10 protein-coding genes are annotated in these 10,811 nt (G+C 69.5%); 9 read left to right on the forward strand and 1 reads right to left on the reverse strand.

Annotated features, from left to right (window positions below):
• Window positions 1–17: 17 nt before the first annotated feature.
• From CFB46_RS12585 to CFB46_RS12625, 9 genes are all read left to right on the forward strand, one after another.
• A complete protein-coding gene (locus CFB46_RS12585; protein WP_089500140.1) occupies window positions 18–764 on the forward strand; it encodes a fimbrial biogenesis chaperone in 747 nt (248 codons plus the stop codon).
• Window positions 761–1,783, forward strand: a complete 1,023-nt coding sequence (locus CFB46_RS12590; RefSeq protein WP_089500141.1) for a fimbrial protein — start codon at window positions 761–763, stop codon at window positions 1,781–1,783. Before CFB46_RS12585 ends, CFB46_RS12590 begins: the two co-directional genes overlap by 4 nt.
• 255 nt (window positions 1,784–2,038) lie before the next feature.
• On the forward strand, window positions 2,039–2,707 hold the full coding sequence (locus CFB46_RS12595; RefSeq protein WP_089500142.1) for an RNA polymerase factor sigma-70: 669 nt from the start codon (window positions 2,039–2,041) through the stop codon (window positions 2,705–2,707).
• A gap of 85 nt (window positions 2,708–2,792) precedes the next feature.
• On the forward strand, window positions 2,793–3,035 hold the full coding sequence (locus tag CFB46_RS12600; protein ID WP_027784409.1) for an MbtH family protein: 243 nt from the start codon (window positions 2,793–2,795) through the stop codon (window positions 3,033–3,035).
• Between the two features lie 45 nt (window positions 3,036–3,080).
• Window positions 3,081–4,088: a TauD/TfdA family dioxygenase gene (locus CFB46_RS12605; RefSeq protein WP_089500143.1), complete on the forward strand. Its 1,008-nt coding sequence runs from the start codon at window positions 3,081–3,083 to the stop codon at window positions 4,086–4,088.
• Window positions 4,088–4,936 carry an ABC transporter ATP-binding protein gene (locus tag CFB46_RS12610; RefSeq protein WP_089500144.1) on the forward strand — a complete coding sequence of 283 codons (849 nt, stop codon included), beginning with the start codon at window positions 4,088–4,090 and terminating at the stop codon, window positions 4,934–4,936. The genes CFB46_RS12605 and CFB46_RS12610 overlap by 1 nt, the downstream gene beginning before the upstream one ends.
• Window positions 4,933–7,023, forward strand: coding sequence for a Fe(3+)-hydroxamate ABC transporter permease FhuB (gene fhuB / locus CFB46_RS12615; protein WP_089500145.1), 2,091 nt, complete (start codon window positions 4,933–4,935; stop codon window positions 7,021–7,023). Before CFB46_RS12610 ends, fhuB begins: the two co-directional genes overlap by 4 nt.
• A complete protein-coding gene (fhuF, locus tag CFB46_RS12620; RefSeq protein WP_089500146.1) occupies window positions 7,020–7,820 on the forward strand; it encodes a siderophore-iron reductase FhuF in 801 nt (266 codons plus the stop codon). Before fhuB ends, fhuF begins: the two co-directional genes overlap by 4 nt.
• Entirely contained in the window at window positions 7,817–8,839 is a 1,023-nt protein-coding gene (locus tag CFB46_RS12625) for an ABC transporter substrate-binding protein (RefSeq protein WP_089500147.1), read from the forward strand. Before fhuF ends, CFB46_RS12625 begins: the two co-directional genes overlap by 4 nt.
• 179 nt (window positions 8,840–9,018) lie before the next feature.
• Here the strand turns inward: CFB46_RS12625 and CFB46_RS12630 are convergent, their stop codons facing one another.
• Complete coding sequence (locus CFB46_RS12630; protein WP_089500148.1) at window positions 9,019–10,764, reverse strand: cyclic peptide export ABC transporter; 1,746 nt, start codon at window positions 10,762–10,764, stop codon at window positions 9,019–9,021.
• Between the last annotated feature and the right edge of the window lie 47 nt (window positions 10,765–10,811).

The raw sequence follows: 10,811 nt of genomic DNA on the forward strand, positions 1-10,811 counted from the left end.
TTTCCATGGATCCAGCGATGAAGAACGTTTTCTCCCTTGCTTTCCCGCGGCGCGCGCTGTGCGTGTTCGCGGCCGTCGGTGCGGTGCTGGCAGGCGCCGCGCATGCTGCGATCGTGCCCGACCGCACGCGCGTGATCTTCAACGAAGGCGAGCAGGCCGCGATCGTGACGATCACCAACAAGAGCACGACGTATCCGTATCTCGTGCAGTCGTGGCTCGAGGACGCGAAGGGCAACAAGATCACGTCGCCGCTGATGGTCGTGCCGCCGCTGCAGCGGGTCGAGGCGAACGAGCGCAACGTGCTGCGGATCGCGAAGCTGCCGGGTGCGCAGTTGCCGGCCGATCGCGAAACGGTGTTCTACCTGAACATCCGCGAAGTGCCGCCGAAGACCGATACGCCCAATACGCTGCAGATCGCGCTGCACACGCAGATGAAGCTGTTCTACCGGCCGAAGGCCGTGCAGCCCGCGCGCGACGAGGACTGGACGCTGCCGATGACGCTGCGGATGGATGCGGCCGCGCACACGCTGGTGTTCGACAACCCGACGCCGTACCACGTGACGGTGGTCGCCGTGAACGCGGGCGCGCAAAAAGCGCCGGTGCCGATCGACCCGGTGATGGTGAGCCCGATGAGCACGGCCGACGTGCCGTTCAAGGCGGCGACGCCGTCGACGCTGTTCGTCACGCATATCGACGATTACGGCGGCCAGGTGGCGGTCGAGTATGCGTGCGACGCGGGTGCGTGCAAGAGCGTGAAGAAATGAGCAGGGGCGTGCGTCGACGGGGGTTGCCAGTGGAATGGCTGCGCTGGGCCGTACTCGCGCTGCTGATCGTGGCCGTGCAGCCCGCCTGGGCATTGCGCTGCCTGACCAACAGCGGTGCGACTTCGCTGACCGAGCCGATCGGCGGGGTTGCGTCGTATCCGACCGATGCGCCCGACGGCTACGTGATCTGGGTCTCGCCGGTGCGCACGACGTCGGGGTACTGCTACAAGGACCTGGGTGACGCCGGCAGCCTGAAGGTGGTCGACAATATTTACTTTTACGCGAACCCGAATCGCACGAACCCCGCCGCATGGGGGCTCGAGATCGGTATCCGCTACAAGGGCATCGACTATTTCGACAAGACCAGCAATCGCGGCGGCGGGGTGTTCACCGGGTATGCGGTGCCGCCGTGCAGCAAGTACGACTTCGATCGCGGGCGGTGCCAGCAGACGCGCATCAGCATCGACTACCAGGTGGTCGTGCGCAAGAAGGGCAATTGGGTCCAGCCGCCGAGCGATATTTACACGGTGTTCCAGTTCGACGGCGAGTTCGGGCTGAACGCGTACAGCCCGAGCTTCCAGTACCGGCTGAGCGGCCTGCGCAACCTCAAACCGACGCCGTGCTTCGTCGACGTACTCGTGACGCCCGAACCGGGCATCGTCAATTTCGGCCAGGTGCAGGCGGTCGGCAACGGGTTCCTGCCGGCCGTGCCGCGCAAGCGGTTCTCGTTGTCGCTGACGAAGAAATGCAACGTCGCGGTACGGGTCGACGGGTACTTCGAAACGAGCTATCCGGTCCGGAACGGCTTGCTGGTGCCGGCGAAGGACAGCAACTTCGGTATCGGGATCGAAGACAGCGCGGGCAAGTCGATTCCGTTCAACGAACAGTTCACGCTGGCGCAATTCCCGTCCAACGTAATGAATCAGAGCGTGCTGATGGACGCGGTGCTGAAGTCTTTCGGGCCACCGAAGATCGGACGGTTCGATGCGACGGCGACGATCCGGTTGTTCATCTATTGACGCATGCATGGGCGGCCGGCGCCGACAGTCGGTCGCAAGCCGTCAACCGGGCGATCCGGCATTGCCGGGCGCCTTTCATGTCGAAAGCTTATGGGATGTCGCGGCCGGCATCGCACGATCACTGTTGCCCGAACCCCGATCCCGTCAATTATTCAGACAAATCCTGACAGCTGGAATGGGTATCTGGTAATCAGATTGAGAATGATTTGCGTTTACGTTAAATTCCGTTATCTCGGAATTTGACGGAGCAGATCGATGGCCATGGCGGAAGTGCTCGACCGACCGGCGGCGACAGCGGCAAACCCGTTCCTCGGCAGTTATCCGGATCTGCCGCCGCGCGCCGCGCCGCGTGCGCGCCGGGCGTCCGAGCCTCGTGCGCAGGGCGCACTGCTCGACGTGCTGATCTCGCATCGCGCGATGCTCGTCAACGTCGCGCGCGGCTTCGTCGGTTGCGCGAGCCGCGCGGAGGACGTCGTGCACGACGTGTTCGTGAAGCTCGTCGAATTCCCGAACCAGGACGCGGTACGCCAGCCGGTCGCGTACGTGACGCGGATGGTGCGCAACGCGTCGATCGACGCATGCCGCCGGCAGAGCCTGGAAAACGTCTATCACACGGAAGAGGACGACGGCTTCGACGTGCCGTCGCCCGAGCCGACGCCGGAAGCCGCGCTGATGACGCGCGACACGCTGCGGCGCGTGTGGGCCGCGCTCGACGACCTGCCGGCGCGCAGCCGTGCGGCATTCGAGATGGTGCGGCTGCGCGAGGAGACGCTGCAGACCGCGGCGCGCGCGCTGAACGTGTCGCAGACGCTCGTGCATTTCATGGTGCGCGATGCGGAGCGCCACTGCGCGGAATGTCTCGACGCGTGCCATCGCGGCGTCGCATGCCCGGTGTTCCTGGGCGGGCGCGCGCGGCGACGGTAAAAAAACGCGCCGGCCAACCGTCTATCAGACAGGAGCGGCCGAATCCGCCGCTTCGCCTCCTTCAACCGCCCAGCGATTTCCGATCATGACGCAAGCCCCGACGCCTTCCGCCGACACCGACGATCTCGTCTATACGGTCGTCATCAACGACGAAGAACAGTATTCGATCTGGCCGACGTTCCGGCCCGTGCCCGCCGGCTGGCGGGAAGTGGGCGTGAGCGGCCCGAAGGCCGACTGTCTCGCGCACATCGAGGCCGTCTGGACCGACATGCGCCCGGCGAGCCTGCGCCGCGCGATGGACGGCGAGCGCGCGACGCGCGCGTCGTGACCTGCAGCGCCGCGGGTGCGGCGCGCCACCTGAAGAGGACGTTGCATGACCTTGCTTTCGTTGCCGACGCTCGACGACCTGCGTATCGAGCCGGGGCTGCCCACCGTCGTGTCGCCGCGCGGCAACGACGGAATGTCGATCGACGACGTCGCGCCGCTGGCGCGCGAGATCGCGGCCGACACGCTCGAACGGGCGGGCGGCGTGCTGTTCACGGGCTTTCGCGTGCCGTCGATCGACGCGTTCCAGCAATTCGCGGCATCGTTCGGCGATCCGCTGATCGGCTATGAATACGCATCGACGCCGCGCAGCCAGGTGGAAGGCGCGGTCTACACGTCGACCGAATACCCGCCGCACCGCGCGATCCCGCTGCACAACGAGCAGTCGTACACGCGCGAATGGCCGCTGCGAATCTGGTTCCACTGCGCGCTCGCCGCGCCGAAGGGCGGCGCGACGCCGATCGCGGACAGCCGTGCCGTGTACCGCGCACTCGATCCGGCGCTCGTCGCGCGCTTCGAGAAGCGCGAGCTGCTGTACGTGCGCAATTTCGGGCAGGGGCTCGACCTGCCGTGGCAGCAGTCGTTCGGCACCGACGAGCCGGCCGAGGTCGAGCGGATGTGCGCGGCGCGCGGCATCGAATGCGCGTGGCGCACCGACGATGACGGCGAGCTGCTGCTGCGCACGCGTGAGCGCTGCCAGGCGGTCGCGCGCCATCCGCATACGGGTGAGCGCGTATGGTTCAACCAGGCGAACCTGTTTCACCTGTCGGCGCTCGACGACGACATGCAGGAAGCGCTCGTCGACGCGGTCGGGCTCGAGAACGTGCCGCGCAACGTGTATTACGGCGACGGCGAACCGCTCGAGGCCGACGCGCTCGCGGAGATCCGCGGCGTGCTCGACCAGCAGCGCATCGTATTCCCGTGGCGCACCGGCGACGTGCTGATGCTCGACAACATGCTGACCGCGCATGCACGCGACCCGTTCGAGGGGCCGCGCAAGGTCGTCGTCGCGATGGCGCGGAGTTACACGGTCCCGCGCGACCGAACGGAGGATTGATGACGCGTAGTACCGCCGCGCTTGCCGCGCGCGGGCTGTCGGTAGGATATCGCGACCATGTCGTGATCGACGGGCTGGACCTGTCGATCGCGGCCGGCCGCGTCACCGCGCTGTGCGGACCGAACGGCTGCGGCAAGAGCACGCTGCTGCGCACGCTGGCGGGCCTGCAGCCCGCGCGCGCCGGCCATGTCGAAGTGAACGGCAAGCCGCTCGCGTCGTTTCGCCGTCGCGCGCTCGCGCGCGAGCTGACGATGCTCGCGCAGTTCAACCAGATTCCGTCGGGCCTCACGGTGCGCGAGCTCGTCGCGTACGGGCGCTATGCGTACGGCGGCTTCCTGCGCGGCCTGTCGCGGATCGATCATGCGGCCATCGACGAGGCGCTCGAGACGAGCGGCCTTGCCGACGATGCGGAGCGCGACGTCGGCGCGCTGTCGGGCGGCGAACGTCAGCGCGCGTGGATCGCGATGGCGCTCGCGCAGCAGGCGCCGATCGTGCTGCTCGACGAACCGACGACCTATCTCGACATTCATCACCAGCTCGACATCCTCGACGCGTTGCGTGCGCTGAACCGTACGCGCGGGCTGACGATCGTGTGGGTGCTGCACGACCTGAACCAGGCGGCCGCATACAGCGACGAGATCGTGCTGATGCGCGCGGGCCGCCTCGTCGCGCAGGGCACGCCCGACGCGATGCTCGATCCGGCGAGGCTGCGCGCGGCGTTCGGCGTCGAGATGCTGAAGCTCGCGCACCCGCGCACGGGCGCACCGATGTGCGTGCCGGCCTACGGGCCGTCGACCGACGGCGCGCCGCAGGCGGCCGGCGTCTTCGACCGGGATCTCGCTGTATGACGACGTTCGCGATGCGCAAGCGCCTCGCGGCGACGGGCAACGGGGCGACGACGGGGCGGGCCGGTGCGATCGCGTTCGGCCTCGTCGTGCTGATCGCGCTGCTCGCGGCGCTGCGGATTGCTCCCGATCTGCGCGTGTGGTGGGATGCGGCGCCCGGCAGCGATGCCGCGTCGCTTGCGCACGTATTCCTGTTCGACCTCAATCTGCCACGTGTCGCGGCCGCGCTCGTCGCGGGTGCTTGCCTCGGCATCGCCGGCGCGCTGTTCCAGTCGCTCACGCGCAATCCGCTCGCGTCGCCCGACCTGCTCGGCGTGACGGGTGGGGCCCAACTCGGCCTGCTCGCGGCGATGCTCGTGCCGGCGCTGGCGGGCGTCGCGTCGGTGCCGCTGCTGTTCGTGTGCGGGCTCGCCGCCGCCGCGTGCGCGATCGTCGCGGCGGGCGGCTGGCGTGCGACGCCGTTGCGGCTCGTGCTCGCGGGCAGCGTGTGCATGCTGCTGTTCGCCGCACTGTCGACGCTCGTGCTCGCGTTCTTCGAGCAGAACATCGCGGGCGCCGCGCTGTGGACCAACGGCAGCCTGTACCAGCCGGGCGCGACGGGCCTCGCGCTCGCCGCGCGCTGGCTCGTCGTGCCGCTGGTCGCGCTGCCGTTCGTGATCCGGCCGCTGAATCCGCTCATGCTCGGCGATGATGCGGCGGCCGCGGCCGGCGTGCGCGTCGATGCGACGCGACTCGCCGCGACGATCGTCGCGGTCGCGTTCACGAGCGTGGCCGTCAGCATCGCCGGCCCGCTGTCGTACGTCGGCCTCGTCGCGCCGAACCTGCTGCGCCAGGTGCGCGGCGCGCGCGCGGCTCGGCTCGGCGTGCTGGTGCCGCTGTCGGCGCTCGCCGGCGGCGCGCTCGTGCTCGTCACCGACAGCGCGGTGCTCGCGTCGGGCCTCGACGCGACGCTGTCGACCGGCGTCGCGATCGCGCTGGTCGGTACGCCGCTGATGCTCGCGATGATCCGGCGCGGCGCCGCCTGGTCGGGCGTGCTGCACGCGGATGCCGAACGCGCGGCGGGCGGCGGATCGACGCGGCTCGTCGGCTGGCTCGAACGGCTCGGCTGGCCGCTGCGCACGGCGCTGTTCGTCGTTGCCGCCGCGCTCGCGGTGTTTGTCGGGGTGTCGGCCGGCCCCGAATGGCTGTCGCCCGCGCGCTGGTCGGCCGCGCTGTCCGGTCACGATGCGCTCGCGCGCATGCTGATCGACCTGCGCATGCCGCGCCTGCTGTGCGCGCTGCTTGCCGGCGCGTTGCTGGCCGTCAGCGGTGTCGCGATGCAGAGCGTCGTGCGCAATCCGCTCGCGGGCCCCGAAGTGCTCGGCGTCACGCAGGGCGCGGGGCTCGTCACGCTGTTCGCGTTGTCGACGTGGCCGCTGATGGGCCACGTGACGCTTGCCGCCGCCGCGCTGATCGGCGGCGGGCTGTCGCTCGCGATCACGCTCGCGCTGAATCACCGGCATCGCTACGCGCCGCTCGCGGTCGCGCTGACCGGCATCGTGATCGGCGCGTTGTGGACCACGCTCGCGCAATGGCTGATCACGCAGGAAAGCGTGCAGCCCGCGCGCTTCGTCGTATGGCTCGTCGGCGGCACATATGGCCGCGGTTGGGGCGAGGTATCGATGCTGTTGCCGTGGTGCGTGCTCGCGGTGCCGGCGTTCGCGTGGCTCGCGAAACCGCTCGACATGCTCGCGCTCGGCGACGATCAGGCGGCCGCGCTCGGCCTGCCGGTGGCGGCGCTGCGGCCGCTCGCGCTGACGATCGCGACGCTCGCCGCGTGCGCGGCGGTCGCGGCGGTCGGGCCGGTCGGCTTCATCGGGCTGATGGCGCCGCACGTCGCGACGATGCTCGGCGCGCGCCGGCATCGCACGCGGCTGTGGCTCGCGGCGGCGTGCGGCGCGTTGATCCTCGGCGTCGCGGATCTCGCGGCGCGCACCGTCGTCGCGCCGCGCGAAGTGCCGGCCGGCGTGCTGACCGCGCTGATCGGCGCGCCGTACCTGCTCGGGCTGCTGATTCTCGAGGGGCGCCGCGCCCGGCGCGCGGGGCGATGACGCCGTCGCTCGACGGCGCGCGTGCCACGCGCTTTTCGGCATTCGCGCCGCAACCGTTCGCCGAACACCTCGACGTCGTGTGGCTCGGCATGCCCGACGATGCGCACGCGTCGGGCCGCATCGTCGTGCCCGTCAGCGCGTTGCCCGCGCATCGCGATGCCGTGCTCGGCGCGATGGTCGACCATTACGGCGGTGATCCGACGCGGCACGCGCGGGCGCTGATGTCGCAATGGAGCAAATATTATTTCGGCCGCGCGGTGCCGGCCGGCGTCGTTGCCGCGCTGATGCTCGGCCGGCCGCTCGACATGACACCCGAGCGCACGTTCGTCGCGCTCGACGACGGGATGCCGGCCGCGCTGTATTTCGCGAACGATGCGCTCGGTGCGCCGTGCGACGATCCCGAGCCGCGCTATGCGGGGCTCATCGCGCATCTCGGTGCGGTGATCGACCTGCTCGCGGCGATGGGGTGCGTCACGCCGCGCGTGCTGTGGAGCAACGCGGGCAATCTGCTCGACTATCTGCTCGCTACCTGCCGTTCGCTGTCGTGCGCGGCCGATCCCGTCGGCGACGCGAACTGGCTGTTCGGTTCGACCTGCGTGCACGGCGAGCCGAATCCGCTGCGCATGCCGGTGCGCGACGCGGTGCCGCGCTCGCCGCTGCTGCCGACGCCGTTTCGCGCGCGCCGCGTGTGCTGCCTGCGCTACGAAATCCCTGGAGAAACGCAACTGTGTGGAAGCTGCCCCCTGCTACTGACGATGGACGACGCGGCGCTGGCCGAGCAGGACGCGATCCGGTGACGCGCGCCGGCCGCCGGCACGCGCTCGGTACACTCGGCGCGCTCGGCGCCGCATGCTGCGGCGCGTTCTCCGCATCGGCGGCCGCCGCTTCCGTGGCCGGGGGCGCCGGCGGTACGCAACGCGCCGTGTCGCTGGTCGGCAATCCCGTCGTATCGCAGGCCAGCGCGAAGATGCCCGTGCGGCCGCGGCGCGTGGTCGCGCTCGACTTCATGTTCGCGGAAAGCGTGATCGCGCTCGACATCGTGCCGGTCGGGATGGCCGATACGGCGTTCTACCCGGGCTGGCTCGGCTACCGGAGCGAGCAGCTCGCGCACGTGACCGACATCGGCTCGCGGCAGGAGCCGGGGCTCGAGGCGATCGCGGCGGTCAAGCCGGATCTCGTCATCGGTGTCGGTTTCCGGCATGCGCCGATCTTCGATGCGCTCGACCGGATCGCGCCGACGATCCTGTTCCAGTTCAGCCCGAACGTGTCGGAAGGCGGCGTGCTCGTCACGCAGCTCGACTGGATGCGGCAGATCTTCCGGACGATCGGCGCGGTCACGGGGCGCGATGCGCGCGCGCAGGCCGTCGAAGCGCAACTCGACGTCGGCATCGCGCGCAATGCGGCGCGGCTCGCGGCCGCGGGCCGCCACGGCGAGCGCGTCGCGCTGCTGCAGGATCTCGGCTTGCCCGATCGTTACTGGGCCTATACCGGCAACAGCACGTCCGCGGGCCTCGCGCGGGCGCTCGGGCTCGATCCGTGGCCGAAGAAGCCGACGCGGGAAGGCACGCTGTACGTGACGTCGGCCGATCTGCTGCGGCAGCGCGATCTCGCCGTGCTGTTCGTGACCGCATCGGGGATGGACGTGCCGTTGTCGACGAAACTCGATTCGCCGGTGTGGCGTTTCGTGCCCGCGCTGAAGGCGCACCGCATCGCGCTGATCGAGCGCAACATCTGGGGCTTCGGCGGCCCGATGTCGGCGCTGAAGCTGGTGGACGTGATGACCGATACGATGTTGAAGCTGCCGACCGTGCGCTGAGCGCGCGGAGGATGCCGCTGGAGGACACCGCGCTAACCGGCAAGGCGTTGTGCTCGCTTGGCGACGAGTGACTTGCGTTTTCCTTTTCGCCACACGTCAGCCCGATTCCCCGCCGAAACGACAATCGCCGACACACTGCCAGTGCAGCGTGTCGGCGATTTTTCGATTCGACTGTTGCTTTATGCGCTCAGCGCATCGACGCCATCCTGCGCGCGAAGGCGCGCCGGTTGCGTGTCGCTGACGATGCGCCCGTTGTCGAGCTTCAGCAGACGGTCGGCGAGGTCGAAGTAGCGGTCGTCGTGCGTGATCACGATCACGGCCTTGCCGCGCGCGCGCAGCTCGGGCAGCAGTTGCTCATAGAACACGGCCTTGAACGACGGATCCTGGTCGGCCGCCCATTCGTCGAACAGATAGAACGGACGATCCTCCAGGTACGCGACGACGAGCGCGAGCCGCTTGCGCTGCCCGGTCGACAGCGCGCGCGTCGAGAACGCGCCGTCGACCACCTTCACCTTGTGGTCGAGCGCGAGTTTCGCGACGAGCGCATTCGCCCGCGCATCGGCCTGCGCGCGCGACGGATCGTCGGGGTCGACGATGCCGAGCAGCGCATCGAACAGGTGGAAATCGTTGAACACCGCGCTGAAGCGCTGCCGATAGGCCGCGCGCTCGCGCCAGCCGATCGTGCGGCCGTCGACCTCGATCGTGCCTTGCTCGGGCTCGTAGAGCCCCGTCAGCACCTTGGCGAGCGTCGTCTTGCCGCTGCCGTTGCCGCCGACGATGAACAGGAGCTCGCCCGGCTTGATCGTCAGGTCGATCGGCCCGATGCTGAACATCCGTTCGTCGCGCTCGTGGAAATACGCGTGCGTGACGCCGCGCAGCGTGACCGCGCCGGCCGGCGGCACGTCGGGCGCATCGGCCGCGGGCGGCACCGTGCGCAGCGCACCGAATTCGGCCATCACGCCTTCGATCCGCGTGAGCGACACGCGCGCCGCGTTGACGGTCGGCAGGTTGTTCAGCAGGCCGTCGAGCGGCACGAGCATGAACAGGAACACGACGACGTAGCCGGCGGCCGTGGCCGGGTCGGCATGCACGCCGAGCTGCGGCCAGAACGACGCGACGCCGAGGAACACGTAGAACAGGAAGATGATCCAGCCGACCCCGACCGCATACGCGCTGAACGCACGGCGGCGGTGGTCGCGCACTTCGCCGATCGCGGCGCCGAGCTGGCCGTCGACGAACTGGCGGGCGCGCGCATCGTGCAGCTTCAGCTCCTTCGCGCCGGAGAACAGCGAGCCGAGATAGCCGAACAGGCGGTCCTGCGCCTGGCCGGCGGCTTCGAGCGACGCGATCGCGCGGCGGTCGCCGGTGTGATAGCCGAGCGAGCCGGCGATGATCGCGGCCAGCGCCAGCACGCATACGGGCCAGGACAGCCACGCCAGATAGCCGAGGCAGCCGAATACGATCGAGCCGTGCATGACCAGGTTCGGCAACGCGAAGAACAGCATCGACACGTTGGTCGCGTCGTCGGTCAGCACCGACTGCACGGGCGCGGCGCCGATTCGTTCGATGTCGCGCAATTCGGCCGCGCCGACGCGCCGCGCCAGATGCACGCGCAGCCGCGCCATCGTGTCCTGCGACAGGCGGGCAAACAGCGTGCCCGACACGATCCGCGTGACGAGCGCGATCACCGCGCACAGGGCGAAGCGCCACGCGAGCGACGCATCGGCCGCGCCCGGTTGCGACAGCGCGCGGTTCAGCGTCGCGACGAGCAGCACGCTCGCGACGCCGTTCAGCACGCATGCGGTGAGCGCCAGCGTGAGCGACACGCGGCTTTCGCGCAGCAGCGCAAGGATCAGGCGCGCCGCGGGGCGGCCGGGGGAAGCGTCGAGGGACGGCGGGGAAGAAGGCTCGTGGGCGGCTGTCATCGGCAACGTCGGTAAAGGGAAGGCGGGCAATAGCGCGAAAAACGGAA

Origin of the sequence: Burkholderia sp. HI2761 (assembly GCF_002223355.1) — a bacterium.
In the GTDB taxonomy this organism is placed as follows: Bacteria; Pseudomonadota; Gammaproteobacteria; order Burkholderiales; family Burkholderiaceae; genus Burkholderia.

Coding starts and splice junctions, on each gene's coding strand:
- CFB46_RS12595 (WP_089500142.1), top strand. CDS start 2,039: ATGGCCATGGCGGAAGTGCTCGACCGACCGGCGGCGACAGCGGCAAAC.
- fhuB (WP_089500145.1), top strand. CDS start 4,933: ATGACGACGTTCGCGATGCGCAAGCGCCTCGCGGCGACGGGCAACGGG.
- fhuF (WP_089500146.1), top strand. CDS start 7,020: ATGACGCCGTCGCTCGACGGCGCGCGTGCCACGCGCTTTTCGGCATTC.
- CFB46_RS12590 (WP_089500141.1), top strand. CDS start 761: ATGAGCAGGGGCGTGCGTCGACGGGGGTTGCCAGTGGAATGGCTGCGC.
- CFB46_RS12585 (WP_089500140.1), top strand. CDS start 18: ATGAAGAACGTTTTCTCCCTTGCTTTCCCGCGGCGCGCGCTGTGCGTG.
- CFB46_RS12600 (WP_027784409.1), top strand. CDS start 2,793: ATGACGCAAGCCCCGACGCCTTCCGCCGACACCGACGATCTCGTCTAT.
- CFB46_RS12630 (WP_089500148.1), bottom strand. CDS start 10,764: ATGACAGCCGCCCACGAGCCTTCTTCCCCGCCGTCCCTCGACGCTTCC.
- CFB46_RS12610 (WP_089500144.1), top strand. CDS start 4,088: ATGACGCGTAGTACCGCCGCGCTTGCCGCGCGCGGGCTGTCGGTAGGA.
- CFB46_RS12605 (WP_089500143.1), top strand. CDS start 3,081: ATGACCTTGCTTTCGTTGCCGACGCTCGACGACCTGCGTATCGAGCCG.